The organism is Catenuloplanes indicus, assembly GCF_030813715.1.
In the GTDB taxonomy this organism is placed as follows: domain Bacteria; phylum Actinomycetota; class Actinomycetes; order Mycobacteriales; family Micromonosporaceae; genus Catenuloplanes; species Catenuloplanes indicus.
This window is the reverse complement of the sequence record NZ_JAUSUZ010000001.1, coordinates 5,024,690-5,051,308: the sequence shown is the minus strand read 5'-3', so window position 1 is coordinate 5,051,308 and position 26,619 is coordinate 5,024,690. Positions and strand designations below refer to the sequence as shown.

The following is a 26,619-nucleotide window of genomic DNA, read 5'->3' as shown; positions in this document are numbered from 1 at the left end:
AGAATTGTGGTGGTCATTTGCCGGATCCGGGCCCGCCGCCGCGGATGGTGTTGCCGCTGCCCCAGCCCCAGTAGCCGCCGGTGTGGCCGCTGTACCGGCGCCGCGCCGAGTCGATGTCCTCGATCAGGATCAGGGAGCCGACGGCCGCGGGCAGGATGACCACCGCGTCGTCCGCGTACCGCAGGTAGACGCCGCTCGCGTCGACCACCTCGTCGGCCGGCTCCCAGGCCTTGGTGATCTGCGCGGCCACCGCGGTCGGCGCGTTGTTCGACGCGTACGCCACCGCGTCGTCGCCGATGTCGTTGGAGGCGGAGCGCTGGAACTTGTCATCGACGTAGCCGCGCACCGAGAAGTTGCCGTAGAGGATGGCCCACCCGGCGACCAGCGCGCCGACCACCGCCAGCACGATGCCCACGGTGAACCACCGGCGATGCTTCGTCATGCGGCCGCTCCCAGTCGTACGGATGTGGTGGTCTCGACCAGCTCACCGGTCTGCGGGTACGCGTGCCAGGTGCGCCACCCGACCGCGTCCGCGCCGTCCGGGTAGGCCAGCAGCGCGGTGATCGCGTCCGGGTCGCCCGGGAACTGGCCGACCAGCCCGTGCGGGTGCCCGGACAGCTCCGCGCGCAGCCGGCTCACCTCGGCGGACATCTCCGCCGGGGTCAGCGTGCGGATCTCGGCCGCGAAGCGGTAGCGCTCATCGGTGACCGTGCCGGGCAGGTCCGGCCGCTGTCCGGGCAGGCAGGCCACGGTCTCGCTCAGCTCACCCATCATCACCTGGTGCGACGCGCCGAGCAGGCGAAGTTGCAGGCCCAGCTCGGGGATCTCCAGCACGTGCAGCGCGGGCGCGGGCGGCATGCCGAGCGCGAAACTCAGGTCGGCGGCCGTGGTGTCCGCGTAGGGCAGCGTCAGGTCGACGAGCATGTCACCGCGCCTGCGGGTAGATCCGGAACTCGGCGCGGACCAGCGACTCACCGCGGGCGGCCTCCCACTTGCCGGAGTCGCCGTACGACTCGAAGGAGAGCAGCGCGCCGTCCTTCGCCTCGTAGTCGTGGTACTTGACGGTGCCGGTCTCGTTCAGCCCGGTCGTGCCGGTCGAGGTGAACTGCGCGCGGCCGGACTCGTCCTTGGTGTAGCGGCGGCCGTCCACGTCGACCGTGGCCGCGCCCGGCTTCGCGGTCACGTCCGGCACCTCGCGCCAGAGCACGACCTCCAGGTCCGGGTCCTCCTCGACGGAGAGCCAGGCCTGGTCGCCGTTCGCGTCGTCGATCAGGTGCTCGGTCCAGCCCCAGGAGCCCTCGGTGAGCCGGAGGCTGCCGCGCACGGCCCAGCTGGTGCCGCGGATCTCCACGATGTCGCCGGGCGCGAGCGTGCGTGGGTCGCCGCGCAACGCGTCCTCGTCCTTGGTGTGGAAGGGGTCGGTGCCCTTCGCCGCGGGCGCCGGTGCCGGCTTCCGCTGGGCTTTGTTGTAGGCGATGACCAGCGCCACGATGCCCACGACCACGAGCACGCAGCCGAGAGCGACCACGAAATACGCACTGCCACCGTTCACGCCGGCGATCCCCTCCCAGGCCGATCAAGTCCCGCTGGCCGCAGACGGTAGCAAGCCCTGTCACCCTCCGCGATCTGGGAAGAAGCGCCTTGTCGAGATTGCAATCCAAAGGGCCGGGACTTTCCCGGCCCTTCAGACATCGGTTTCCCGTAGTGGGGCTCAGGCCACGCCGACGATCAGGCCGTCACCGGTCGGGCTGGCGTCCACCTTGACGGTGTCGCCGTCCAGCACCTCGCCGGCGAGCAGCGCCTTCGCCAGGCGGTCGCCGATCGCGGACTGGACCAGGCGGCGCAGCGGGCGGGCGCCGTAGAGCGGGTCGTAGCCCCGCTCGGCCAGCCAGGTCCGCGCGCCGTCGGTGACCTCCAGCCCGAGCCGGCGGTCGGCCAGCCGGCGGCGCAACGCGTCGAGCTGGATGTCGACGATCGAGGCCAGCTCCACGCCGGTGAGCGCGTGGAACACCACGATGTCGTCCAGCCGGTTGAGGAACTCCGGCTTGAAGTGCCCGCGCACCACGGACAGCACGGCCTCGCGGCGCGCGTCCTCCGGCAGTGTGATGTCGGAGATGATGGTCGAGCCGAGGTTCGACGTCAGGATCAGGATCGCGTTCCGGAAGTCGACGGTGCGGCCCTGGCCGTCGGTGAGGCGGCCGTCGTCCAGCACCTGCAGCAGCAGGTCGAAGACGTCCGGGTGGGCCTTCTCCACCTCGTCGAGCAGGATCACCGAGTACGGCCGGCGGCGCACCGCCTCGGTCAGCTGCCCGCCCTCCTCGTAGCCGACGTAACCGGGCGGGGCACCGACCAGGCGCGCGACGGAGTGCTTCTCGCCGTACTCGCTCATGTCGATGCGCACCATCGCGCGGTCGTCGTCGAAGAGGAAGCCGGCCAGTGCCTTGGCCAGCTCGGTCTTGCCGACGCCGGTCGGGCCGAGGAACAGGAACGATCCGGTCGGCCGGTCCGGGTCGGCGATGCCCGCGCGGGCCCGCCGGACCGCGTCGGAGACCGCGCCGACCGCCTCGGCCTGGCCGATCACCCGGGACTGCAGCGACTCCTCCATCCGCAGCAGCTTCGCGGTCTCGCCCTCCATCAGCCGGCCGGACGGGATGCCGGTCCAGGCCGCGACCACCTCGGCGATCTCGTCCTCGCCGACCTTCTCCTTGACCATCGGCGGCTCGTCCGGCAGCGGCTCGCCGGCCAGCGTCTCCATCTCCCGCTGCAGCGCGGGGATCTCCTCGTACTGCAGGCGGGACGCGAGCTCCCAGTTCGTCTCGCGCTGGGCGCGCTCCAGGTCGACGCGCATCTCGTCGATCTTCTTCTTCAGTTCGCCGACCCGGTTCAGGCCGCCGCGCTCGCGCTCCCACCGCGTGGTGAGCACGGTCAGCTCCTCCTGCCGGTCCGCGAGGTCGCGGCGCAGCCGCTCCAGCCGGTCGCGGGAGGCCGCGTCGGTCTCCTTGGCCAGCGCCAGCTCGTCCATCTTCATCCGGTCGACGGTGCGCTGAAGCTGGTCGATCGCGACCGGGCGCGAGTCGATCTCCATGCGCAGCCGGGACGCGGCCTCGTCGATCAGGTCGATCGCCTTGTCCGGCAGGAACCGGTCCGCGATGTACCGATCGGAGAGGCTGGCGGCCGCGACCAGCGCACCGTCCGTGATCTCCACGCCGTGGTGCGCCTCGTAGCGGCCCTTCAGCCCGCGCAGAATGCCGATCGTGTCCTCCACGGTCGGCTCGCCGACGAACACCGGCTGGAAACGGCGCTCCAGCGCCGGGTCCTTCTCGATGTGCTCGCGGTACTCGTCCAGCGTGGTCGCACCGACCATCCGCAGCTCGCCACGGGCCAGCATCGGCTTGAGCATGTTGCCCGCGTCCATCGAGCCCTCGCCCTTGCCGGCACCGACCACGGTGTGCAGCTCGTCGAGGAACGTGATGACCTGGCCGTTGGAGTTCTTGATCTCCTCCAGTACGGACTTGAGCCGCTCCTCGAACTGACCGCGGTACTGCGCACCGGCGACCATCGCGCCGAGGTCCAGCGAGACCAGCTTCTTGTCGCGCAGCGACTCCGGCACGTCGCCCGCGACGATGCGCTGGGCGAGGCCCTCCACGATCGCGGTCTTGCCCACGCCGGGCTCGCCGATCAGGACCGGGTTGTTCTTGGTACGCCGGGAGAGCACCTGGATCACCCGGCGGATCTCCGAGTCGCGCCCGATGACCGGGTCGATCTTGCCGTCCCGGGCCGACTGGGTCAGGTCGATGCCGTACTTCTCCAGCGCCTGGTAGGTCTGCTCCGGGTCGGCCGAGGTGATCCGGCGGTCGCCGCCGCGCACCGCGGGGAACGCCGCGACCAGCGCTTCCTCCGTCGCACCGGCCTTGCGCAGCAGCTCGGAGACCGGGCCGCCGACCCGGGCCAGGCCGGCCAGCAGGTGCTCGGTCGACGTGTACTCGTCGCCCAGCGGGCGGGCGATCTGCTCGGCGGCACCCACCGCGTTCGCGAACTCGCGGGCCAGGCTGGGCTCGGCGACGCTGGAGCCGCGCGCGGACGGCAGGTTCTCCAGGGCGCGGGCGGCGGCGCGGCGGACGTCCGCGGGGTTGGCGCCGACGGCGCGCAGCAGCCCGGTGGCGGTGGACCCGCCGGTGTCGAGCAGCGCGAGGAGCAGGTGCCAGGACTCGACCGTCGCGTGGCCCCGCTGGCCGGCGTCGGCCACCGCGGCGGTGATGACTTCGCGGCTCTTGGTGGTAAGGCGTTCGGCGTTCATCGGCTCCCCATGGTGGTTACCTTCAAGCGTGGTGTCCGCGTTCTATGACACCACCGGAGTTGAGTCTATTCCACTCAACTCTGGGTTGCCCACGTCACGCCGCGGGTTTATCCGGCCGAATTCAGGTCGATCCGGGTCCACCGCCGGGCCGTGTCGAACCCGGCGCCCAGCCACGTCGACGTGCCGTCCTGCGCGACGATCGTGCCGTCCTCCAGCAGCGTCAGCAGGTCCCGCGCGGGCCAATCAGGGATCGGCCAGTACCGGCCGTGGCGCACCGCGCCGATCCCGCCCAGGCCGGCGACCACCAGCGCACCGCCGCCTACCGGCACCACCGCGGTGACCGTCGGCGGGCGCCCGGATGGGGAGACCGGCAGCCAGCGGCCCGCCACGAACGTCCAGATCAGCGGGAACGCGTACGGGTCGCCGGGCGTGCCGACCAGCCAGACGTCCCGGCCGTCCGCGGAGATCAGCACGCTGAACGAGACCGGCCAGCCGCCCTGCTGCGGCACCGGCGTGGTCGTCCAGCTCCTGCCACCGTCCACGGAGAGCACCGCCAGCACGCCGTCGCGCGACCGGCACACCGCCCAGGACCGGCCGTCCGCGCCGGTGGCGACCGCGCTCACGAACGGCAGCGGCGGCGGCTCCGGCACCCGCTGCGGCCGGCCGTCCCGCCAGAACACCACCTGACCGTTCTCGCCCGACTGGAAGAGACCCCGGGCACCACGGTACGGCGCGAGCCAGGGTTCGATCCGGGTCCAGTTCGCGCCGCGGTCGGTCGACATCAGCCACACGTCGCGGCTCATCCACCACAGCACCAGCGCCCGCGGCGAACCGTAGAGCGCGACCCGGCCGGTCGCCGGGTGCGTGATCCGGTGCCAGGAGACGCCGCCGTCCACGGTGCCGAACATCGTGGCCGGGCACTCCTCGCACCCGTGAAACAGCGCGTAGCCGGCGTTCCGGTCGACGAACTGGATCGACGGACCGCTGATGCCGGGCGGGACGGCGACGGTCGCACGGCGTACCGTCGAAGGGGGTTGATCTTCGGTCGCCGAAGGCGGGCGGTGCAGCAGCACCGCGGCCGTCAGCAGCAGCGCGACTGCGAGCAACGATGCGATCAACCTGCGACTTTTCGGCACGATCCGCCTCCGGAGGGCGATCATCATGAAACGCTCGGTCCTAGATGACAAGTGTCGAGGTGGCGGCGAGGTTCCCACACAGGTGATCCGTCCGCGGACGGCGGGAAACCGTTGGGTAGCGTGTATCCCGTGCGAGTAAGGGTCGAACAGACAGCTCTCCCCGGCATAGGCGTGCGTCATGACCTGGTCATGGCGTCCGGCCGCCGGATCGGCGTGGTCTCCCACCGCAGCGGCCGTCGCGACCTGGTGCTCTACGACCAGGACGATCCGGACGCCTGCATCGCCTCGCTCCCGCTCACCGACGACGAGGCCGAGGCGCTGGCCGACCTGCTGGGCGCCTCGCTCATGCTGGGTCAGCTCGCCGGTCTCCGCTCGCAGGCCGCGGGGCTGCTCACCGAGCAGATCTCCATCCCGGCCGGCTCGCCCTGGGCACACCGCCGGCTCGGCGACACCCGGGCCCGCACCCGCACCGGCGCGTCGATCGTCGCCGTCCTCCGCGACCGCGAGGTGATCGCCTCCCCCGTGCCGTCGTTCGCCTTCCAGACCGGTGATGTCGTGGTCGTCGTCGGCACCCGGGAAGGGCTCGACGGCGTCGCGGCCATCCTGGCCGAGACGGAGCCGGACGGCTGAGCCGCGTATGCACGACCTCTCCATACTCCTCATAGAGCTCGGCACGGTCCTCCTCGGTCTCAGCCTGCTCGGCCGGATCGGGCGGCGGGTCGGGCTGTCCCCGATCCCGCTCTACCTGATCGCCGGCCTGGCGTTCGGCGAGGGCGGCCTGCTGCCGCTCTCCGCCAGCGAGGAGTTCATCGAGGTCGGCGCCGAAATGGGCGTCATCCTGCTGCTGGTCATGCTCGGCCTGGAGTACTCGGCCGGTGAGCTGGTCAGCAACCTGCGTTCGTCCGCACCGGCCGGCCTGATCGACGCGGTGCTCAACGCGCTGCCCGGCGCCGCGTTCGCGCTGCTGATGGGCTGGGACTGGGTGGCCGCGCTGGTGCTGGCCGGCATCACCTGGGTCTCCTCGTCCGGCGTGATCGCGAAGGTGCTCAGCGACCTGGGCCGGCTCGGTAACCGCGAGACGCCGGTGGTCCTCTCCGTACTCGTGATCGAGGACCTGGCGATGGCGCTCTACCTGCCGCTCCTCACCGCGGTGCTGGCCGGTGTGTCGCTGGCCGCGGGCGCCACGTCGCTGGTGATCGCGGTCGCGACCGTGGTGGTCGTGCTGCTGGTGGCGATCCGGTTCGGCAACGCGATCTCCGCGTTCATCGCCGCGGACGACGCGGAGGCGCTGCTGCTCGGCGTGCTCGGCGTGACGCTGCTGGTCTCCGGCCTGGCGGACAAGCTCCAGGTGTCCGCCGCGGTCGGCGCGTTCCTGGTCGGCATCGCGCTCTCCGGCCCGGTCGCGCACCACGCGGTGGAATTGCTGACGCCGCTGCGCGACCTGTTCGCCGCGGTCTTCTTCGTGTTCTTCGGGCTGTCCACCCACCCGGCCGAGATCCCGCACGTGCTGCTGCCCGCGCTGGCGCTGGCCGCGCTGACCATGAGCACGAAGGTGCTGACCGGCTACCTCGGCGCGAAACGGGCCGGGATCGCGCTGCCCGGCCGGTTCCGCGCCGGGCTCGCGCTGATGCCGCGCGGCGAGTTCTCCATCGTCATCGCCGGGCTGGCGGTGGCGGCCGGCGTGGAACCGCAGCTGGCGTCGCTGGCCACCGCCTACGTGCTGATCACGGTGATCACCGGCCCGATGCTGGCCCGCATCCCGGACACCGAGTGGTTCAAGGCCATGCTGCGCCGGCGGACCGCCACGGTGCCGGCGCACCCGATACCGCAGACCGACACCAGCCTCTGACGCAATTCCCGGAAATGGCACGCCGCCCGGGTTCCGGTCGGCGGTAGCGGCGAGTTACCGTGTCGCCGCAATGAGCTTTGGGTGTGACCACGGACTGGAGTCGCATGGTGAGCGTGCAACAGTCGAGCTTCCACGGTTTCGCGAACCCGGTCGATCCCAGCGCCGCCGAGCTCCGCGCATGGGCCTACCAGCCCGACTCGGTGCCGCTGGAGTCGATGCCCGCGGACTGGGATCTCCTCGTGTCCGGCGACCGGCTGGTCGGCACCCTCTTCGAGCTGGCCATGGACCGCACCTGCCCGGCCCGCCGCTTCGCGCTGCACTGCCTGTACATCTACGCGGCCGACGGCATCCGGACAAAATTTCGCGCCCACCCGAAACGGCGGCTGCGGAAACTGGTCGAGACCGCGGAGGACGACGGCGACGAGCTGATGGCAATCTGGGCCCACAACGCCCGGGTCCTGCTGGCTCGCCCGGAACTGTTCGACTACCACGACTGGTGCGAGGGCGGCCTGGTCCGCCAGTCCCGCCGACTCGGCTGAGCGTTCCGGCCGCTCAATGTTGTTGGCCCGGGCGGGGAGCCCCCGTGGATCCCCGCCCGAACCGGCGCCGCGAGCCGTCATGACAGGCCGATCGGCCTCGCGACCCGTCGTCGCGCACCCTGGGTGACCATAACCGGCTCACCGCCCAGCTCGGGCAAAAATCCGACATTTCGCCTTTAGGGCTGCATCTCATCCCCGAGGCGCTCCCCTCCCGGCCTCGACGTCACAACCACGAAGATCCAAACCCAGAGAGCGATCTTCCCGCTTCCGGCGTGGTGCCGCCCGCATGCTCCCGCGGGCACCGGTCGTCGCTGGCGCTCCTCCCTGCCGGTCCCGCCGCGGCCGGCCAAAGACCCAACCCCCACCACGCCGAGTCTGCACGCGGCCGTCCTGTCACCCGCAACTGCCGCACGACACCAAGCCGCGCTATATCGACGTTTCGCATGACGACGCACGGCTGGTCAGGCTCGCCACCGGCACGAGCCGAGATCCTTCCAGTCCGTGTTGCTGTTTCAGGCGGGCGGAAACAGCAACACGGACTGGAAAGATCTTCGATCCCAGACTGCGGAAGATTTGATCCCAGACGCCGGACGGGAACCCCGCCTCAACCCGCCATTGCCAGACAACCCGGCAGCGGGTCACGCACATTGATGACGCGCGCCACGCGGCCTATGGCGTGGCACCGCAGGCCTGATCCGCACAATGGCGGGACATTGCGACGCAGCAAGGGTTCCGTGCGGCACGGCGCGAGAGGCACGCCGCAAGACGACGGGGCGAGAGGCGCGGCGCGCAAGGCCCGGCGCGGCACAAGAAACGCGGTGTGGCGCGAGAAACGCAGCGCGGCACGGCGCCCAAAGCTCGACACGGCGCGACAAGCACGGCGCGACGTCAGCAGCGCGGCACGGCACGAGAAGCGCGGCGCGGCGCGAGAAGCGCGGCGCGGCGCGGCGCGGCACGGCACGAGAAGCGCGGCGCGGCACGAGAAGCGCGGCGCGGCACGAGAAGCGCGGCACGGCGCGAGAAGCGCGGCGCGGCGCGAGAAGCGCGGCGCGGCGCGAGAAGCGCGGCGCGGCGCGAGAAGCGCGGCGCGGCGCGAGAAGCGCGGCCCGAGAAGTGGGGGCGGGACTGTGGTGTTGCGGGGGTGTGGGGTTGTTTGGGGGTGTGCGGGAACGGCTCCGGTGCCGGGCGGGAAGCGGAGCCAGCGGAGTCTTGCCGGCCGGCGAGGTTGGCCCGCGGGAGCATGCGGGCCGAACCACGCCGGAAGCGGGAAGATCAGAAATTTGATCTTCGTAAAGCTCGCCGAAGTGCTACTGCGGCCGTTCCCGCGGGCGCCAGACCACCAGTGCGGTGGAACGCTGGCTTGTCGGGACCAGGTCGCGGCGGGGGTAGGCGGCCATCGCCTCGAGTTCGGCGATGCGGCGGTAGGCCGCGGCCAGTTCCTCCTGGAGCTCGAGTATCTGTTCCTGGAGGTCGCCGGCGAGGTGTTCCAGGCCGATGATGCGCTTGATGCCGGCCAGGTTGACGCCTTCCTCCTGGCTGAGGCGCTGCACCTCGCGGAGCAGCGCCACGTCGCGGGCGCTGTATCGGCGACCGCCGCCGGCGGCCCGGCCGGCCTGCACGAGACCCAGCCGGTCGTACTGGCGGAGGGTCTGGGGGTGCATGCCGGCCATCTGGGCAGCCACGGAGATGATCAAGACCTTGGCGTCCGAGACTCCCTCGATCGCGATGCGGATGCGCGCGTCCACGGTGTCACCTCGTCCTATCCAGCTCTGCGTACCCGTGCCTCGAGGTGTTCCCGGGATGCGGCCGGCGTGCGTTCGGCGAACGTGCGCAGCGCGTCCCGGGCCTCGGGTGAGACGTCCTTCGGCACCTGAACCTCGAGCGTGACGAGCAGGTCGCCGGCCTCGCCGTCCCGCTTGGGCACGCCCTTGCCGCGGGCGCGCAGCACCCGGCCGCTCGGCGTACCCGGCGGGACCCTGAGCGTCACCGCGCCGTCCATCGTGGGTACGCGCAGGTCGGTGCCGAGCACCGCCTCCGCGAACGTGATCGGCACGGTCAGCGTCAGGTTGTCGCCGCTACGCGCGAAGAGCTCGTCGCGGCGCACCTTGACCAGCACGTAGAGATCGCCGGGCGATCCGCCGCGCTCACCGGGCTCACCGCGGCCGGACAGCCGGATCCGCTGCCCGTCCGCGACGCCGGCCGGCAGCCGGACGTTCATCGTGCGGGTCTTCGTCACTCCGCCGGTGCCGTGGCACTCCGGGCACTTCTCGTCCACGATCGTGCCGACGCCCTGGCAGTCCTTGCAGGGCTCGGAGAAGCTGAACGAGCCCTGGTTGCGCTGCACCAGGCCGGAACCGCGGCAGGTCGGGCAGGTCCGTGGCTGGGTGCCGGGCCTCGCGCCGTTGCCGTGGCAGACGTCGCAGACGCCGGGCGCGCGCAGCGTGATCGGCAGGGTGGTGCCGCGCACCGCGGCACCGAAGTCGATGGTCACCTCGGTCTCGACGTCCCGGCCGCGGGACGGGCCCTGCCGGCCGCCACCCCCGCCGGAGAATATCGATCCGAAGAGGTCGGAGAAGCCGGCGCCGCCGAAGCGCCGGTCGCCCGCGGTCGCACCGCCGGTGTTCACGCCGCCGAAAAGGTCGGAGACGTCGAACGGGAACGCGCCGCCGCCCGGGCCGCCACCGGCGCGGGCGTTGCGCCGGAACGCGCCCGAGCCGAAGAGCGCGCGCATCTCGTCGTACTCCTTGCGCTTCCGCTCGTCGGACAGCACGTCGTACGCCTCGGATACCGACTTGAAGCGCTCCTCCGCCTCGCTGTTGCCCGGGTTGTGGTCCGGGTGCAGCTCGCGGGCGAGTTTGCGGTACGACTTCTTGACGTCGTCCTGGGAGGCGGACTTCGGCACGCCGAGAACGGAGTAGAAGTCCTTTTCCAGCCAGTCCTTGGAACTCACCAATCCACCTCCTTCGCTGGCTCATCGCCTGGATGACCGGCGAGGTGGCCCGATGCACGGGCCACCTCGCCGGTCGGGAGCTCACTCCGGGTCTGCGACCGCCACCATCGCGGGTCGCAGCAGCCGGTCGCCGAGCGAGTAGCCGCGCCGCATCACGTCGATGCAGGTCGTCTCCGTCACCTCGGCGGAGGTGAGGTGCGCCACCGCCTCGTGCCGGTTCGGGTCGAACGGGTCGCCCTTCTCACCGAACGCGACCAGCCCGAACTTGCCGAGCGCGGCCTGGAGCTGCTCGGCCACGCTGGCGAACGGGCCGACCAGGTCGCCGTGCTCGCGCGCCCGGTCCAGGTCGTCCAGCACCGGCAGCAGCGCGGACAGCACCGAACCGGTGGCCTGCTCGCTCGCCGCGGCACGGTCGCGTTCGACCCGCTTGCGGTAGTTCGCGTACTCCGCCGTGACCCGCTGGAGGTCGCGGGTGCGGTCCTCCACCTCGGTCCGCAGCGCTTCCAGCTCAGCGGAGAGGGGAGGCGTCTTCGCGGCGTGCTTACCCACCCGCTCCACCTTCTCCTCGTTCGACTCGGGCTTCTCCTCGGTCGGAGGCGCCTCCGCGGTGTCCTTCGCGTCCGTGGCGGACTCGGCGTCGAGCACCTCGTCCGGCTCCACGACCTCGGGCTCCTCGGACTTCTCCGGCTTCTTCGCACCGGGTTTGGCGACGGAAGGGTCGATCTTCCGCCGGTCCCTTATGACGACCCGCTCGGTGCCCTCTCCGGAACGCTCGCGCTCCGGAGAGGATCCGGCCGTGTCGTCCGGCTTCTGCTGCTCGTCGGTCATGCCTTCACCTCACCTCGCACACGTCCCACGGTGAACCGTCGGGTCACTTCTTGTTGTCCTCGTCGACGATCTCGGCGTCCACGACGTCGTCCGCCGCGTTCCGCGCACCGCCCGGCGCGGCACCGGCCGCACCCGCTCCCGCGCCGGCACCCGCGGCGCCCTCGGCACCGGCCTGCTCGGACTGCTGCTGGTAGAGCAGCGAACCGGCCTGCTGGGAGACGGTCGCCAGCTTCTCGTGCGCCGTCTTGATCGCCTCGATGTCGGTGCCGCCCAGCGCGCCGCGCAGCTCGCCCAGCGCTTCGCCGATCTGGTCCCGGGACTCGGCCGGCAGCTTGTCGCCGCTCTCCGCCAGGAACTTCTCGGTCTGCCACTGGAGCTGCTCGGCCACGTTGCGGGCCTCGGCGTCGTCCCGGCGGCGCTTGTCCTCGTCCGCGTGGTCCTGCGCCTCGCGCATCATCCGCTCGATGTCGTCCTTCGGCAGCGCGGAGCCACCGGTGATCGTCATCGACTGCTCCTTGCCGGTGCCCAGGTCCTTCGCGTTGACGTGGACGATGCCGTTCGCGTCGATGTCGAAGGTGACCTCGATCTGCGGCACGTTGCGCGGCGCCGGCGGGAGGCCGGTCAGCTCGAACGTGCCGAGCTTCTTGTTGTAAGCCGCGATGTCCCGCTCGCCCTGGAAGACCTGGATCAGCACGGACGGCTGGTTGTCGTCGGCCGTGGTGAAGACCTCGGAGCGCTTGGTCGGGATGGTGGTGTTGCGCTCGATCAGCTTGGTGAAGATGCCACCCTTGGTCTCGATGCCCAGCGACAGCGGGGTCACGTCGAGCAGCAGGACGTCCTTGACCTCGCCCTTGAGCACACCGGCCTGGAGCGCGGCGCCGACGGCCACGACCTCGTCCGGGTTGACGCCCTTGTTCGGGTCACGGCCGGTGAGCTGCTTGACCAGGTCGGTCACGGCCGGCATACGCGTCGAGCCGCCGACCAGGATGACGTGGTCCACGTCGGAGACCCGGACGCCCGCGTCCTTGATCGCCTGCTCGAACGGGCCCTTGCAGCGGTCCAGCAGGTCCTGCGTCATGCGCTGGAACTCGGCGCGGCTGAGCGTCATGTCCATGTGCAGCGGACCCGACGGGCCGGCCGTGATGTACGGCAGGTTGATGCTGGTGGTGGTGGCGGCGGACAGCTCGATCTTCGCCTTCTCCGCGGCCTCCTTGAGGCGCTGGAGGGCCATCTTGTCCTGGCCGAGGTCGATGCCGTGCTCACCGCGGAACGTCTTGACCAGGTGGTCGATGACCCGCTGGTCCCAGTCGTCGCCGCCCAGGTGGTTGTCGCCGGAGGTCGACTTGACCTCGATGACGCCCTCGCCCAGCTCCAGCAGCGAGACGTCGAACGTGCCGCCGCCGAGGTCGAAGACCAGGACGGTCTGCTCCTTGGTGCCCTTGTCCAGCCCGTAGGCGAGCGCGGCCGCGGTCGGCTCGTTGACGATGCGCAGGACGTTGAAGCCCGCGATCTCGCCGGCCTCCTTGGTGGCGGTCCGCTGGGCGTCGTTGAAGTACGCCGGGACGGTGATCACCGCGTCGGTGACCTGCTCGCCGAGGTACGCCTCGGCGTCGCGCTTGATCTTCATGAGCACCCGCGCGGAGATCTCCTGCGGGCTGTACTTCTTCCCGTCGATGTCGATCGACCAGGTCGAACCGATCTCGCGCTTGACCGAGCGGATGGTCCGGTCCGGGTTGGTCACGGCCTGCCGCTTGGCGACCTCGCCGACCAGCACCTCGCCGTTACGGGCGAAGGCCACGATCGAGGGAGTGGTGCGCGACCCCTCCGCGTTGGCGATCACGGTCGGCTCGCCGCCTTCGAGAACGCTCACGCAGGAGTTCGTCGTGCCCAGGTCGATGCCGACCGCACGTGCCATGTTTCTTCCTCACTTCACTTCTCGAACCGCGGCGCCTGACGGCACCGAGGGCTTCCACCGATCCGAAGTTGAGTGGACCGGACTCAATACTGCCACGATCACCAAAACCGTCAAGTGGAGAGTTGAGCGCGTCACGCGCAAGTTTATCCGCTGTAACTGAGGGGTACCTCGAAACCCACCGATCGGGCACCCTTATTACTCTGGCCGGGCGCTCGCGGGGAGCGTGACCGTGTCTCCGGGGAGAACTGTGCAGACTCGCGGTGAGCTCACCCCCGCCTCGCTGGCCGAGGCGCTCGACCACCTGCGCTCGGTGGTCGCCGCCACGTCGTATCCGTTGGTCATGCCGTCCGCGGCGGACGCCACGGAGGCCGGTGCGGCACTCGTCACACAACTGGACGACTATCTGATCCCACGGCTCGCCCGGCTGGACGCACCGCTGCTCGCGGTGGTCGGCGGTTCCACCGGCGCGGGCAAGTCCACGCTTGTCAACAGCCTGGTCGCGGCGAAGGTGAGCGCGTCCGGCGTGCTCCGCCCGACCACCCGGGCGCCGCTGCTGGCCGCGAACCCGGCCGACCTGGAGTGGTTCCGGCGCGGCGAGCTGCTGCCCGGCCTGACCCGGGCCGATGAGCCGAGCACCGACCCGAAGAGCCTGCAGCTGGTCGGCGTGCCCACGCTCGCGCCCGGGCTGGCGCTGCTGGACGCGCCGGACATCGACTCCGTGGTGGACGCCAACCGCGCGCTCGCCGGGCAGCTGCTCGCGGCCGCGGACCTGTGGATCTTCGTGACCACCGCCGCGCGGTACGCGGACGCGGTCCCCTGGGGGCTGCTGCGCACCGCCCGGCAGCGCGGCACCGTGATCGCGATGGTGCTGGACCGGGTCGCGCCGGAGGCGGCCGAGGAGGTCGCGGCTCACCTCGCGGAGATGCTGCGGGACAACGGGCTGGGCGCCGCGCCGCTGTTCATCGTGCCGGAGACCCGGCTGGCCGCGGACGGGCTACTGCCACCGGCCGCGCTCGGCGACCTCAGTGCCTGGATCGGCTACCTGGCCGCGGACGCGGAGACCCGGGCCGACGTGGTCCGCCGCACACTGGACGGCGCGCTGGCCGCGCTCGCGCCCACCACCGCGTCGCTGGCCGACGCGGCCGAGGAGCAGAACAAGGCCGCGGAGACGCTCACCGACCGGGTGACGAACGCGTACCGGAACGCGAACCGCGCGGTCGCGCACGGCGTCGAGGACGGCCGGCTGCTCCGCGGCGAGGTGCTGGCCCGCTGGCAGGAGTTCGTCGGCACCGGTGAGCTGATGCGCACGCTGGAGGCGCAGATCGGCCGGCTGCGGGACCGGATCGTGTCCACGCTGACCGGTCGTCCCGCGCCCGGGCACGCGCTCCGGTCGGCGATCGAGGGCAACCTGGTCACGCTGATCCGCGGCGCGGCGGACGAGGCCGCCGAGGCGGCGTACACCGGCTGGCAGGCGCACCCGGCCGGGGCTGCGCTGCTGTCCCCGCCGCTCGGCCGGGCCGGTCCCGACCTGCCGGAACGCGCGGAGCGGCTGATCCGGGACTGGCAACGGCACGTGCTGGAGATGGTCCGTGCGGAGGCCGGTGACAAGCGGGCGCTCGCGCGCGGCACCGCGTACGCGGTGAACGCCACCGGCCTGCTGGTGATGGTCGTGGTGTTCGCGTCCACCGCATTCATCCCGACCGGCGCGGAGGTCGCGGTCGCCGGCGGCACCACGGTCGCGGCGCAGAAGGTACTGGAGGCGATCTTCGGCGACCAGGCGATCCGCAGCCTCGCCGCGAAGGCCCGCGCCGACCTGCTGGACCGTGTCGCCGCGCTGCTGGATGAGGAGGCCGCGCGCTTCACCGCGCTGGTCGTGACGGTCCCGGACGCGGCCGGCCGGCTGCGCGGCGCCGCGCTCGACGTCGAGGCGGCCCGGGCCGACGCCGCGCTGGTGACCCGATGAGCGGCGGCCTGGTCTCCCGGATGCGGGACGCGCTCGCGCCGTCCCGCACGCTGGACGCGGACAGCCTGCTGCGCCGCGTCGACTCGCTGCGCCGGTTCCTCCGCGCGGTCGACGGCGTGCTGCCGCCGGACCGGCTGACCGGCGCGCACACCGTGGTGGAGCGCGCCGACGCCCGGCTGGCGCTGTCCCGCGAGCACACCGTGGTCGCGCTGGCCGGCAGCACCGGCAGCGGCAAGTCCAGCCTGTTCAACGCGCTCGCCGGGCTCCCGCTCTCCCAGGTGGGCATGCGCCGGCCGACCACCGGTGCCGCGCACGCCTGCGTCTGGGGCTCGCTGGAGGGCGCGAACGCGCTGCTCGACTGGGTGGGCGTGCTACCCCGGCACCGGTTCGTCCGGGAGAGCGCGCTGGACGGCGAGGACCAGAGCGCGCTGCGCGGCCTGGTGCTGCTGGACCTGCCCGACTTCGACTCGGTGCAGCGCGCGCACGCCACCGAGGTGGACCGGCTGCTCGGGCTGGTCGATCTGATCGTCTGGGTGGTCGATCCGCAGAAGTACGCGGACCGCACGGTCCACGAGGCATACCTGCAGAAGCTGAAGACCCACGCCGGGGTGACCGTGGTCGTGCTCAACCAGGCCGACCGCCTGATGCCCGACGACCAGCAGGCCGTGGTGACCGACCTGCGCCGGCTGCTGGTCGAGGACGGCCTGCCGGAGGTTCCGGTCCTGGCCACGTCCGCGCTGCAGGCCTTACCCGGTCTGGCACCGCTGCGCGGGCAGCTGGAACAGGCGGTCGCCAAGCGCGAGGCCGCGCTGCTGAGGCTCTCCGCGGACGTGGACGCGACCGCGGACCGGCTCGGCGAGCTGGTCGGCCCGGCCGTGGCCGAGGACGTGGTGGACCGGGCCGCGGTGGCCGCGCTGGTCGACGCATTCGCGGTGATGGCCGGCGTGCCCGCGGTGGTGGAGGCGACCGAGCGCGCCTACCGGCACCGCGCGATCGGGATGACCGGCTGGCCGCTGCTGCGCGGCCTGCGCCGGCTGCGTCCGGACCCACTGCGCCGGCTGCACCTGGACCTGCCCTCGGCCGGACCGTCCGACGGACTGCTCGACGGCCTGAAGGACGACGAACCCCCGGCGCAGCCGCTGCCGGCCACCTCGGTGCCGGACCCGGACGCGGCGCAGCGGGCCGCGGTCAAGCTCGCGGTCCGGCAGGTCGCGGACCGGGCGGCCGCCGCGCTGCCGGAGCCGTGGCGCCCCGGGGTGGTGGACGCGGCCCGCTCGCGCCTGGAGGACGTGCCGGACGCGCTGGACTCCGCGGTGGCCGGTACCGACCTGGGCATGCGCACGCCGATCTGGTGGCGCCTGGCCGGCTTCGTGCAGTGGCTGGTCACGCTGGCCGCAGCCATCGGCCTGGGCTGGCTGATCACCGGGTACGCGATTCGCGCGCTCGGCCTGCCCGCGCTGGACTACCCGGACGTAGGCACCACGCCGCTGCCGACCGTGCTGTTCCTCGGCGGCCTGCTGACCGGTGCGCTGCTCGCGCTGATCGCCCGTCCGGTGATCGCGCTGGCGGCCCGGCGGGCACGCCGCCGCGTGGACCAGAGGCTGCGCGCCGAGGTCACCACCGTGGCCCGGCGGACCGTGGTGTCGCCGGTGCGGGAGGTTCTGCAGTCGTACGCGCGGGCACGCGAGGCCATGGCCTTCGCCCGGTCCGATCACGCGTAGGCTCGGACCCATGCCCGCACCCCGGACGCCGCACGACGCCGTGCTCGAGGCCGCCCGCGACGTCGTCAAGCTCGACTGTGCCTACGACGCGGAGCTGCTCGGCACCGCGCTGCTGGGCAGCTTCTACGAGCTGGCCGACGAGGCAAGGGCGGAAGCGGTGCGCGGGTTCACCGGCGACTTCCTGGCCGTGACCGCGGACCGCACCGCACCGGCCGCCGGCGCGATCCGGCAGGTCTTCGCGGCACTGGTGCCGGACGCGAACGGCGCGTCCGCGGTGCGGCCCGGTCCGGGCGCACCCGCCTGGGCGCCACTGCTCGGCCGCGTCCGGTGCACCGGCACCTGGGCGTACGGCGACGTCTACGGCGACCAGACCACGTACATCGCGGCGTTCGCCTACGACGACGAGGCGCTCGGCGGACCGGAGCACGCGGTGGTCGCGCTCATCGACCACAACATCGGCATCGCGAAGGACGTCTTCGTCAGCGGCTCGGCCGAGAAGATCGTCGCGCAGGTCCGCGCGCTCTGCGCCACCGACGAGATGACCTGGTTCCGGGACGAGGCGCCGGAACGGCTGCGCGAGCAGGTGGTCCGGCATCTGGCGATCACCGACGAGCTGTCCAGCCTGCCGGCCGCGTCGTCGCTGGCCACCGACCGCGCGCTGGCCGGTGCCCGGCTGGCGGTGCTGCCCGGCGACTCGGTCGAGATGCCCGGCGCCGCGCCGATGAGTGACGGCGCCCGGTCCGCGCTGATCGCCGACTTCCTGCGCTCGCCGGAGGCCGAGTCGCAGCAGCTGGACCTGGTGGAGACGGAGGCGGAGCGCTCGTCCCTGCAGTTCGGCGTGGGCTTGGTGTTGGACCACGCGGCCACGCTGCCGGATGCGGACCCGCTGCGCTGGAGCCCGGCCGTGGCCGGCTTCTTCCTGCTGGACTGGGTACACCGGCGCGCGGTGCTGGACGTGGACGACGCCGCGATGCTGCCCCGCGTGGTGCGCGCCTGGACGGCGTACGCGCACCGCCGCCGCGAGCTGCCGGACGCCGCGGTCACCGCGTCGATCGCGCAGCTGGAGGACCTGATCCCGGAGTTCGTGCGGCTCTACACGACCGGCGAGCAGCGCAGCCCGGCCACGGCCGCGGTGGCACAGCTGCTGGCCGAGGGCGTCGACCCGCAGGACCCGGACGCACTGGAGGCCTGGCTCGAGGCCCGCCGTCAGCCGCCCACGGAGGACTGACCCGGCCCCGCGGAGGACTGGCCCGGCCCCGCGGAGGGCGCCACGATCACGACCCGGGGGCCGAGCACGATCGGCGCCGGGGACGGCGGGGCGAGGAACGGCGCAACCGGTCCGCCCGGCACCGCGGACGTCCGGGCCAGCGCGGCCGCGCCCGCCTGGAGGACGGCCAGCACCGGCAGCGAGGCCAGCGCGACCAGCATCGCCACCGTGGCCGCGAAGCGTCGCGACGACCCGGCCACCCCTGACACCTGCACCATCCCCTACCTCACGCTGAGTTCCGGTTTAGTAACGGACCGTTCGAGATATGGGCACGATTTGTACGAAATATCGTTATTTAACGTGGTGGCCGAAACCGCGACGACATATTCGCGCACCCGGAGATCTGTAATCCAGCTCACCTTCTTGCAAGGATGGGAGCAGCACCCCTCCCCGGCCCGCGCGGCAAGCCCTCACCTGGGCTAGGCGCGACCTCGGGGAACCCGCTGCCCACCGGGCAGAACGGATCGAGCGGCGCGCCGCAGGACACCCCCGGACGCGCCCCGGCTCACAGGGAGACGCTCATGGCGCGAGACGACGACACGCTCGTCCAGCTACTGACCCCCGACGGCGAACGGGTCGACCGGGCCGTCGGGCCGGACGGTGTCGAATACTCCGTCGACCTCACCGACGCGGAATACCGCGGGTTCTACCGCGACCTGGTCACGGTCCGCCGGCTGGACGCGGAGGCGACCGCGTTGCAGCGCCAGGGCGAGCTGGGCATCTGGGCCAGCCTGCTCGGGCAGGAGGCGGCGCAGGTCGGGTCCGGCCGCGCGCTGCGCCCGCAGGACATGGTCTTCCCGACCTACCGTGAGCACGGCGTCCTCTACTGCCGCGGGATCGACCCGATCATGCCGCTCAGCCTGTTCCGCGGCGTCGACCAGGGCGCCTGGGATCCGATCGAGACCCGCTGCGGGATGTACACGATCGTCATCGGCGCGCAGACGCTGCACGCCACCGGCTACGCCATGGGTATCGCGATGGACGGCAAGGTCGGCGGCGACGACGGCGAGGCGGCGATCGCCTACTTCGGCGACGGCGCGACCTCGCAGGGCGACGTGAACGAGGCGTTCATCTGGTCCGCGGTCTACACCGCGCCGGTCGTCTTCTTCTGCCAGAACAATCAGTACGCCATCTCCGAGCCGATCGAACGCCAGACCCGGGTCCCGCTCTACCAGCGCGCGGCCGGCTTCGGCTTTCCCGGCGTACGGGTGGACGGCAACGACGTGCTCGCGTCCTACGCGGTCACCCGGCACGCGCTCGACCACGCACGCAGCGGCCAGGGGCCCACGCTGATCGAGGCGTACACGTACCGGATGGGCGCGCACACCACGTCGGACGACCCGAGCCGGTACCGCCCGCCCGCGGAGGCGGAGGCGTGGCGCTCACGCGACCCGATCGCCCGGCTCGCCGCGTTCCTGGGCCGGCAGCAGATCGCCGACGAGACGTTCTTCGCCGAGGTGGACGAGCAGGCCAGGACCGAGGCTGTGCGCCTGCGTGAGCGCGTCCTCACGATGCCGGATCCGGCTCCCGATTCGATCTTCGACAACGTCTACCCTCATGGATCACCGCTGGTCGACGGCGAGCGTGAGCGGTTCAACGCGTACCGGAAGTCCTTCGAGGGGAGCGCGCACTGATGGCAACGGAGTCTCTGACCCTCGGCAAGGCGCTGAACGCCGGTCTGCGGCGCGCGCTCGACCGGGATCCGAAGGTCGTCATCATGGGTGAGGACGTCGGCAAGCTCGGCGGCGTGTTCCGGATCACCGACGGGTTGCAGAAGGACTTCGGCGAGGACCGGGTGATCGACACCCCGCTGGCCGAGTCCGGCATCATCGGCACCGCGGTCGGCCTGGCACTACGCGGCTACCGCCCGGTCTGCGAGATCCAGTTCGACGGCTTCGTCTACCCGGCGTACGACCAGATCGTCAGCCAGGTCGCGAAGATGCACTACCGCTCGCGCGGCATGGTCCGGCTGCCGATCGTGATCCGGATCCCGTTCGGCGGTGGCATCGGCGCGGTCGAGCACCACTCCGAGTCCCCCGAGGCCTATTTCGCGCACACGCCCGGCCTCAAGGTGGTGACCTGCTCGAACCCGTCCGACGGCTACACGATGATCCAGCAGGCGATCGCGTCCGACGACCCGATCGTGTTCCTGGAGCCGAAGCGCCGCTACTGGGAGAAGGGCGAGGTCGACGCGGAGGCGGAGGCCTATCCGCTGCACTCCGCGCGGGTGGCCCGGCCGGGCACGGACGTGACCGTGGTGGCGTACGGCCCGATGGTCCGCACCGCGCTCGACGCCGCCACCGCGGCCGCCGAGGACGGTCGCGAGCTGGAGGTGATCGACCTGCGCAGCCTGTCGCCGCTGGACCTGGGCCCGGTCCACGAGTCGGTCCGGCGTACCGGCCGGTGCGTGGTGGTGCACGAGGCGCCGTCCAACGTGGGTCTCGGGGCGGAGATCGCGGCCCGGGTCACCGAGGAGTGCTTCTACTCGCTGGAGTCGCCGGTGCTGCGCGTCACCGGGTTCGACACTCCGTACCCGGCGGCCCGCGTCGAGGAGGAGTACCTGCCCGACCTGGACCGGGTGCTCGACGCCGTCGACCGCACCTACGGCTGGTGACCGGCGATGACTCGGATCAAGCAGTTCGACCTGCCGGATCTCGGCGAGGGCCTCACCGAGGGTGAGATCCTGAAGTGGCTGGTCTCGGTCGGCGACGACATCGAGCTGAACCAGCCGATCGTCGAGGTGGAGACCGCGAAGGCGGCGGTGGAGATCCCGGCGAAGTGGGCGGGCCGGGTCAGCGCGCTGTTCTGCGAGGAGGGCGCGGTCGTCGAGGTCGGCACCGCGATCATCGCGATCGACACCGACCCGGGCGCCGGCGACCTGCCGGACCCGCCCGCCGTGGAGGAGTCCGCGCAGGGTGGCGCTCCCGGCCGTACCCCCGTGCTGGTGGGTTATGGCCCTCGCACGACCGCGGCCAAGCGGCGTCCCCGGCGCAACCCGGCACTCGGCACCCCGGTGCCTGCGGCGCAAAACCCCTCCCACCCCGCGTCGGTACGGACGTCCGCTCCCACCCCGGCGACAGCGCCCGCGGCGGCCGCTCCCGCAACGGCCGCTCCCGCGGCGGTCGTTCCCACGCGGCCGGAGCCGGTGACCGTGGTCGCCGGGCCGGTGCTGGCCAAGCCGCCGGTGCGCAAGCTCGCCCGCGACCTGCGCGTGGATCTCCGCCTGCTGACCGGCACCGGACCGCTCGGCTCGATCACCCGGGCGGACGTGCAGAGCGCGATCGAAGCGCCCACGACCCAGCCGGATGTCCAATTTGACGCATCACGCGAACAGCGCATCCCGGTGAAGGGTGTCCGAAAGCTGACCGCGGCGAACATGGTCGCGTCCGCGTTCACCGCACCGCACGTCACGGAGTTCCTGACCGTCGACGTGACCCGGGGCATGCGCGCGCTGGACCGGCTCCGGGAGCAGCGCGAGTGGCGCGATGTCCGCGTTTCTCCGCTTTTGCTGGTCGCGAAGGCCGTGCTGCTCGCGATCCGCCGGCACCCGATGATCAATTCTTCCTGGGCCGGCGACGAGATCGTGGTCAAGGACTACGTGAACCTCGGCATCGCGGCCGCCACCGACCGCGGACTGATCGTGCCGACCATCAAGGACGCCGGCCGGCTGCCGCTGCGCGAGCTGGCGGACGCGCTGAACGAGCTGGTCAGAACGGCCCGCGCGGGCCGCACCACGCCTGCGGACATGTCCGGCGGCACGTTCACGATCACGAACGTCGGCGTGTTCGGGGTGGACGCGGGCACGCCGATCCTGCCGCCCGGCGAGGCCGCGATCCTGGCCTTCGGCGCGGTGCGCGAGACGCCATGGGTGCACAAGGGCAAGGTCAAGGTACGTCAGGTGACCACGCTCAGCCTGTCGTTCGACCACCGGATCATCGACGGCGAGCTGGGCTCCCGGTTCCTGTCCGACGTCGGGCACGTCCTCGCCGATCCGGAGGCCGCGCTGCTCGCCTGGAGTTGATCTCGCAGCTCAGAGTTCATCTGCCGTGCCCCCGCTGATCACTCGGCGGGGGCACGGTTTTTCTTCTGGACATCTCATCTTTCCCCGACGATCCTTAGGCAAGTGGCCGCGATCACCTCAGAATCGTTGGCACTGCGGGATGGCCTTGTGTTTCAATTGCGTTACCAGATCGGAAGCAACCGATCGGAACACCGGGAGTGATGAACGTCATGAGCATGATCAGCCGGATCCGGGCCGCGCGCGAGACCGCCCGTCGGAACCGCGCGATCGAGCGCGCCCTGCGCTCCGCCAACACCCCCGCGCTGCGCGACGAGATCCTCACCATCGCTCAGCGTCACTACGGGTAACTCACCAACCTCACTCCGTTGACCCGCGCGGCCGCACCTCAGGCCCGGGTACCACGGAACCCCTCGGCCCGCCGGGTGAACGCGTCTGAAATGTCGGCGCGCACCGCCCCGGCGGGCCGTCGCGTATCCGGGTCCGTATTTCCGACCTGCTATGGCGCCCGGTACGGTTGGGCTCGGTCGCCACACCAAGGCCACCCGTGCGTCTTCCCACCGGCACCCACCGGCGGGGAGGATCGGGACCGGGAGACGTGACCCGACCGGAACGACCACGGACCACGTGGCCGCCGGCCGGGCGCCACAGCCCGGCGGCCGACCACTGGGCTGCCGGCGACGAGGTCGCTGAGCTGCGGTCCGGCAGAGCCGATGCCCTGGCCAGGCGACCCGGCCGACACGCGATGGAGGAGGCGCAGATGACGTCCGAGGGCCTGCACAAGGCCGGCGACGAGCCGGCTGAGGCGGCGCCGGGCACCGGTGGCACGCCGCCGCCGGAAGGCGCCGAGAGCTTCAACCCATACCGTTCCGGAGGCCACGTGCCGCCGCAGCAGCCCGCGGCCGGTGCCGCGCCGGCGCCCGGCACCCCCCAGCGCGGCATCGCCTCCGCCGGGGTGCCCCGGTGGCCGTCCGCGCCGTCGCCGCGCCCGGAAACCGGGGCCGACAGTGGTGCGAACGAGTGGCCGAGCCAGACCTCGTGGTCACCGAACGTGACGCCCGAGCCACCGTCCCCGCCGAACTGGGGGCCGTCCCCCGAAGCGTCCGCGCCCGCGCAGTCGCGCTGGGCGCCGGCCGCGCCGGACCCGTCGGCCGAGCAGCCGCGCGCGTTCGGTGGCAGCTCCACACCCAGCTTCGGCGGCCGGGCCAGCGTCTCCGGCGCGGCCTCGGTGCCGCCGCCCGCACCGGCCACGCCGCCGTCCACGTTCGGCGCCGAGCCCGCGCCCTACAACCCGTACGGCCAGCCCGAGACGAACGACGAGGGCGAGTCGTACGCGGAGGCCACCCAGCACTGGAAGGGCAACGCCTACCCGGGCGCGGAGCAGGCCGCCCGTCAGCAGCCCGCCGCGTCGTCCTGGGCCGCATCGGCCGAGCCGGCCCAGTCCGGCTGGGGCGCGGCGCAGCCCGCACAGGAGCAGCCGGCCTACGAGCGCAGCGGCCTGCCGCCGGAGGCCTGGGCCCCGGCCGCACCGGCCGCGGAAGCACCCGTCTCCGCCGACCCGAACGCGTCCGGCCGGCACGGGCTCCCGCAGCGCGAGCCCGGCCAGTTCGAGCCGCCGTCGGAGAGCACGTACAGCGGCTTCGACCTGACCAAGCGCGGTGCCGCCGGTGGCGGGCGCGCGCAGGTGCCGCCGGCGCCGGACGCGTCCGATGGTGCCGCCGGCTTCGGCGCGGGCGCGTTCACGCGCGGCGCCGCCGCCGGTCACCAGGGCGTCGACGCCGCGCCCGAGGAGCAGCAGCCCGAGCCGTGGAACCCGCCGGTCCGGGTGCCGGGCGCGAGCTTCGCGTCCACGCCGCCGCCGGACGACCCGGAGAGCTCGCGCACGTCCATGCCGACCTCGTTCGGCGGCTCGTTCAACGGCTTCGGGCCGAACAACCCGAACTCCACCGGTGCGTTCGGCGAGGCGCCGCCCTCGGCGGGCGGCTTCGAGCCGGCCGCGCCGGGCGAGGGCTTCGGTGCGGCCCCGGCCGCCCGCGGCACGTTCGGCGACGCGGACGGCGGCTACCGCGAGTCCGGCCCGGCCGGTTACGACGCGCCCGCGTCCCCGGCGGGCGAGCCCGGCGCGTTCGGCAACTCGAGCGGGTTCAGCCAGGCCCCGCAGGGTGGCTTCAACCAGCCGCCGACCGGTGGCTTCGGCCAGCCGGAGCCGGGCGGGTTCGGACCGGCCCAGCCCGGCGGGTTCAACCAGCCACAGGCCGGCGGGTCCGACGGCTTCGGTCAGCAGCCCGGCGGATTCGGCCAGCCGGAGTCGAGCGGGTTCGGACCGGCCCAGCCCGGCGGGTTCAACCAGCCGCAGACCGGCGGGTCCGACGGCTTCGGTCAGCAGCCCGGCGGATTCGGCCAGCCGGAGTCCGGCGGCTTCGGCCAGCCGGAGTCGAGCGGGTTCGGACCGGCCCAGCCCGGCGGGTTCAACCAGCCGCAGGCCGGTGGTTTCGGTCCGGCCGCGTCAGAGGACGGCCCGGCCGGCGAGGCCGGCCGCTTCGCGGTCCAGCCCGACTTCGGCGGCTCCTACGGCGACCAGCAGCACGACTCGGCGCAGGTGCCGCAGCCGCGCACGCCGTCCGACTTCCCGGCCGCCGCCTCGCCGTACGCGCCGCCCGCCACCGGTTCCGCGGGTGTGGCCCGCGCCGCCGTGGTGCCTCCGTCCGCGTCCGCCACGGCGCCCCCGGTCTCCGGCCCGCCGTCCGTCTCCGGCTCGTCCTCCGTCTCCGGCGTGCCGTCCGTTTCCGCGCCGCCCGCCGGTGAATCGTCCGCCGACTCGCCGGCCGCCGGCCGCGCGGTCGCGGGGAGCGCATCGGTGCCGATGGCCAGCAAGATCACCCCGCCGCCGGACGCGCCGATGCCGCCGCCGGCCGGCAAGGGCCAGGCCCGGGTCTACGGCAAGGCTGCCGCTCCCGAGCCGGACGCATCGTCCCCGATCTCCGGCGTGCCGGTCAGCGGCACGCCGGTGTCGGGCTCCCCGGTCTCCGGTGCCTCGCCGGTCTCCGGCGGCTCCCCGGCCTGGGGCGGCTACGACGCACCGCCCACGCCCGGTGGGTTCGCGCCGCCGCACCAGGAGCACGGTCCGGTCAACGGCTTCGCGCACGGACAGCAGCGCGATGAGCCACCGGCCGACGCGCAGCCGCCGCACTTCGCGGTCGGCGGCGGTCTGCCGTACCCGGGCCAGGTCGTCGACGGCCGGTCGATCGACCCCCGCGGCCCGATGGGCGGCGACCGGGGCCACGACGACCGGGGCCACGACGACCGGGGCTTCGACGACCGGGGCTTCGACGACCAGGGTGACGGCTTCCCCGGCGGCGGCCACGGAGCCGGCTTCGGCCCCGGCCCGCAGCGCAACGACGGCTTCGGCCCGCGCAACGACGGCTTCGGCGACGGCTTCGGCGCACCGCAGCAGGACGGTTTCGGCGCACCCCCGCAGCAGCACGGCGGCTACAACGCACCGCAGGACGACTCCCCGTTCGGCCACGGGCCGGGCGCGGGCGGCCCGCCGTCGTTCGGCAGCAACACTGCCGTGTTCGGCGCGGCCCCCGCCGGCTTCCCCGGCAACAACGCGCCCGCCGGCTTCCCCGGCAACAACGCCCCCGGCGGCTTCGACGGCCCGCGCGGGTTCGACGATGCCGGTGACGCCGACCAGGACGCGTTCGACAAGTTCAAGGCCGCGGAACCGGAACCGGCGAAGGACCCGCTGCCCGCACCGAAGAAGGGCGGCAACGGCGGCGTGCTGATCGCGGTGGTCATCGTGGCCGCGCTGCTCGTCCTGGTGCCGCTGCTGTTGGTCTGGCTGATCTCGTCCTCTCAGGACGACTCCGCCGCCTCGTTCGACGTGCCGGTCGGCGGCTGCGTGCAGGAGAGCAGCGGCCAGCCGGTCGTCACCGAGTGCGCGGAGCCCGGCGCGTTCACCGTGGTGTCCCGCGCGCCGAGCAAGGACCAGTGCACGGACCAGACCCAGCCGTTCATCGAGATCCGGACCGGTGGCGAGGTGCTCTGCCTCGCCCCGGCCGTCCCGGCGGCCGGCGGTGCGTCCGCACCCGTCACCACCGGCTGAGCCCAGCCACCGCACAACCGGCGCTGACACC

Annotated in this window: 21 protein-coding genes; 11 read left to right on the top strand and 10 right to left on the bottom strand. The window is 72.5% G+C overall.

Going from position 1 to position 26,619, the window contains the following annotated elements; translation table 11 throughout:
* Positions 1-13 precede the first annotated feature (13 nt).
* The 5 genes from J2S42_RS22735 to J2S42_RS22715 form a co-directional block, all read right to left on the bottom strand.
* On the bottom strand, positions 14-442 hold the full coding sequence (locus J2S42_RS22735) for a DUF4247 domain-containing protein (RefSeq protein ID WP_307242218.1): 429 nt from the start codon (positions 440-442) through the stop codon (positions 14-16).
* Complete coding sequence (locus J2S42_RS22730; protein ID WP_307242217.1) at positions 439-924, bottom strand: DUF2617 family protein; 486 nt, start codon at positions 922-924, stop codon at positions 439-441. The genes J2S42_RS22735 and J2S42_RS22730 overlap by 4 nt, the downstream gene beginning before the upstream one ends.
* Before the next feature lies 1 nt (position 925).
* Positions 926-1,552, bottom strand: coding sequence for a DUF4178 domain-containing protein (locus tag J2S42_RS22725; protein WP_307242215.1), 627 nt, complete (start codon positions 1,550-1,552; stop codon positions 926-928).
* A 159-nt stretch (positions 1,553-1,711) separates the two neighbouring features.
* Positions 1,712-4,297 carry an ATP-dependent chaperone ClpB gene (clpB, locus tag J2S42_RS22720; protein WP_307242214.1) on the bottom strand — a complete coding sequence of 862 codons (2,586 nt, stop codon included), beginning with the start codon at positions 4,295-4,297 and terminating at the stop codon, positions 1,712-1,714.
* Positions 4,298-4,404: 107 nt separating this feature from the next.
* Positions 4,405-5,415, bottom strand: a complete 1,011-nt coding sequence (locus J2S42_RS22715; protein ID WP_307242213.1) for a sialidase family protein — start codon at positions 5,413-5,415, stop codon at positions 4,405-4,407.
* Positions 5,416-5,562: 147 nt separating this feature from the next.
* Here J2S42_RS22715 and J2S42_RS22710 point away from each other — a divergent pair, with 147 nt between their 5' ends.
* The 3 genes from J2S42_RS22710 to J2S42_RS22700 all read left to right on the top strand — a co-directional run bounded on the left by J2S42_RS22710 (position 5,563) and on the right by J2S42_RS22700 (position 7,821).
* Complete coding sequence (locus J2S42_RS22710) at positions 5,563-6,063, top strand: cation:proton antiporter regulatory subunit (RefSeq protein WP_307242211.1); 501 nt, start codon at positions 5,563-5,565, stop codon at positions 6,061-6,063.
* Positions 6,064-6,070: 7 nt separating this feature from the next.
* Positions 6,071-7,282 (top strand): cation:proton antiporter, encoded by a 1,212-nt coding sequence (locus J2S42_RS22705; protein WP_307242209.1) that lies wholly within the window; start codon positions 6,071-6,073, stop codon positions 7,280-7,282.
* Positions 7,283-7,389: 107 nt separating this feature from the next.
* Positions 7,390-7,821, top strand: coding sequence for a hypothetical protein (locus tag J2S42_RS22700; protein WP_307248935.1), 432 nt, complete (start codon positions 7,390-7,392; stop codon positions 7,819-7,821).
* A 1,307-nt stretch (positions 7,822-9,128) separates the two neighbouring features.
* Here J2S42_RS22700 and J2S42_RS22695 read toward each other — a convergent pair.
* The 4 genes from J2S42_RS22695 to dnaK all read right to left on the bottom strand — a co-directional run bounded on the left by J2S42_RS22695 (position 9,129) and on the right by dnaK (position 13,514).
* A complete protein-coding gene (locus J2S42_RS22695; RefSeq protein WP_307242207.1) occupies positions 9,129-9,566 on the bottom strand; it encodes a heat shock protein transcriptional repressor HspR in 438 nt (145 codons plus the stop codon).
* A gap of 14 nt (positions 9,567-9,580) precedes the next feature.
* A complete protein-coding gene (gene dnaJ / locus J2S42_RS22690; RefSeq protein WP_307242205.1) occupies positions 9,581-10,771 on the bottom strand; it encodes a molecular chaperone DnaJ in 1,191 nt (396 codons plus the stop codon).
* Positions 10,772-10,852: 81 nt separating this feature from the next.
* Positions 10,853-11,599 (bottom strand): nucleotide exchange factor GrpE, encoded by a 747-nt coding sequence (gene grpE / locus J2S42_RS22685; RefSeq protein ID WP_307242204.1) that lies wholly within the window; start codon positions 11,597-11,599, stop codon positions 10,853-10,855.
* Positions 11,600-11,642: 43 nt separating this feature from the next.
* Positions 11,643-13,514: a molecular chaperone DnaK gene (dnaK, locus tag J2S42_RS22680; RefSeq protein WP_307242202.1), complete on the bottom strand. Its 1,872-nt coding sequence runs from the start codon at positions 13,512-13,514 to the stop codon at positions 11,643-11,645.
* Between the two features lie 340 nt (positions 13,515-13,854).
* Between dnaK and J2S42_RS22675 the strand changes: the two genes are divergently transcribed.
* The 3 genes from J2S42_RS22675 to J2S42_RS22665 are packed head-to-tail and all read left to right on the top strand — an operon-like array spanning position 13,855 to position 18,426.
* The gene (locus tag J2S42_RS22675) at positions 13,855-15,477 is read left to right on the top strand and encodes a GTPase family protein (protein ID WP_370879422.1); all 1,623 of its coding nucleotides are present in this window, start codon (positions 13,855-13,857) and stop codon (positions 15,475-15,477) included.
* Positions 15,474-17,198 (top strand): GTPase, encoded by a 1,725-nt coding sequence (locus tag J2S42_RS22670; RefSeq protein ID WP_307242199.1) that lies wholly within the window; start codon positions 15,474-15,476, stop codon positions 17,196-17,198. Before J2S42_RS22675 ends, J2S42_RS22670 begins: the two co-directional genes overlap by 4 nt.
* A 10-nt stretch (positions 17,199-17,208) precedes the next feature.
* A complete protein-coding gene (locus tag J2S42_RS22665; RefSeq protein ID WP_307242197.1) occupies positions 17,209-18,426 on the top strand; it encodes a hypothetical protein in 1,218 nt (405 codons plus the stop codon).
* Here the strand turns inward: J2S42_RS22665 and J2S42_RS22660 are convergent.
* Positions 18,405-18,683, bottom strand: a complete 279-nt coding sequence (locus J2S42_RS22660) for a hypothetical protein (protein ID WP_307242195.1) — start codon at positions 18,681-18,683, stop codon at positions 18,405-18,407. The two genes, J2S42_RS22665 and J2S42_RS22660, sit on opposite strands and share 22 nt — an antisense overlap.
* A 303-nt stretch (positions 18,684-18,986) precedes the next feature.
* Between J2S42_RS22660 and pdhA the strand changes: the two genes are divergently transcribed.
* The 5 genes from pdhA (at position 18,987) to J2S42_RS22635 (ending at position 26,588) form a co-directional block, all read left to right on the top strand.
* A complete protein-coding gene (pdhA, locus tag J2S42_RS22655) occupies positions 18,987-20,099 on the top strand; it encodes a pyruvate dehydrogenase (acetyl-transferring) E1 component subunit alpha (RefSeq protein WP_307242194.1) in 1,113 nt (370 codons plus the stop codon).
* The gene (locus tag J2S42_RS22650; protein ID WP_307242192.1) at positions 20,099-21,079 is read left to right on the top strand and encodes an alpha-ketoacid dehydrogenase subunit beta; all 981 of its coding nucleotides are present in this window, start codon (positions 20,099-20,101) and stop codon (positions 21,077-21,079) included. The genes pdhA and J2S42_RS22650 overlap by 1 nt, the downstream gene beginning before the upstream one ends.
* A gap of 6 nt (positions 21,080-21,085) precedes the next feature.
* The gene (locus J2S42_RS22645; protein WP_307242190.1) at positions 21,086-22,486 is read left to right on the top strand and encodes a dihydrolipoamide acetyltransferase family protein; all 1,401 of its coding nucleotides are present in this window, start codon (positions 21,086-21,088) and stop codon (positions 22,484-22,486) included.
* A gap of 209 nt (positions 22,487-22,695) precedes the next feature.
* Entirely contained in the window at positions 22,696-22,833 is a 138-nt protein-coding gene (locus J2S42_RS22640) for a hypothetical protein (protein WP_307242188.1), read from the top strand.
* A 410-nt stretch (positions 22,834-23,243) separates the two neighbouring features.
* Positions 23,244-26,588: a hypothetical protein gene (locus J2S42_RS22635; protein WP_307242186.1), complete on the top strand. Its 3,345-nt coding sequence runs from the start codon at positions 23,244-23,246 to the stop codon at positions 26,586-26,588.
* The last annotated feature ends 31 nt before the right edge of the window (positions 26,589-26,619 follow it).

Coding starts and splice junctions, on each gene's coding strand:
- J2S42_RS22675 (WP_370879422.1), top strand. CDS start 13,855: ATGCCGTCCGCGGCGGACGCCACGGAGGCCGGTGCGGCACTCGTCACA.
- J2S42_RS22730 (WP_307242217.1), bottom strand. CDS start 924: ATGCTCGTCGACCTGACGCTGCCCTACGCGGACACCACGGCCGCCGAC.
- pdhA (WP_307242194.1), top strand. CDS start 18,987: ATGGCGCGAGACGACGACACGCTCGTCCAGCTACTGACCCCCGACGGC.
- J2S42_RS22645 (WP_307242190.1), top strand. CDS start 21,086: ATGACTCGGATCAAGCAGTTCGACCTGCCGGATCTCGGCGAGGGCCTC.
- J2S42_RS22705 (WP_307242209.1), top strand. CDS start 6,071: ATGCACGACCTCTCCATACTCCTCATAGAGCTCGGCACGGTCCTCCTC.
- clpB (WP_307242214.1), bottom strand. CDS start 4,297: ATGAACGCCGAACGCCTTACCACCAAGAGCCGCGAAGTCATCACCGCC.
- J2S42_RS22650 (WP_307242192.1), top strand. CDS start 20,099: ATGGCAACGGAGTCTCTGACCCTCGGCAAGGCGCTGAACGCCGGTCTG.
- dnaK (WP_307242202.1), bottom strand. CDS start 13,514: ATGGCACGTGCGGTCGGCATCGACCTGGGCACGACGAACTCCTGCGTG.
- J2S42_RS22635 (WP_307242186.1), top strand. CDS start 23,244: ATGACGTCCGAGGGCCTGCACAAGGCCGGCGACGAGCCGGCTGAGGCG.
- J2S42_RS22670 (WP_307242199.1), top strand. CDS start 15,474: ATGAGCGGCGGCCTGGTCTCCCGGATGCGGGACGCGCTCGCGCCGTCC.
- J2S42_RS22665 (WP_307242197.1), top strand. CDS start 17,209: ATGCCCGCACCCCGGACGCCGCACGACGCCGTGCTCGAGGCCGCCCGC.
- grpE (WP_307242204.1), bottom strand. CDS start 11,599: ATGACCGACGAGCAGCAGAAGCCGGACGACACGGCCGGATCCTCTCCG.
- J2S42_RS22660 (WP_307242195.1), bottom strand. CDS start 18,683: ATGGTGCAGGTGTCAGGGGTGGCCGGGTCGTCGCGACGCTTCGCGGCC.
- J2S42_RS22735 (WP_307242218.1), bottom strand. CDS start 442: ATGACGAAGCATCGCCGGTGGTTCACCGTGGGCATCGTGCTGGCGGTG.
- J2S42_RS22640 (WP_307242188.1), top strand. CDS start 22,696: ATGAGCATGATCAGCCGGATCCGGGCCGCGCGCGAGACCGCCCGTCGG.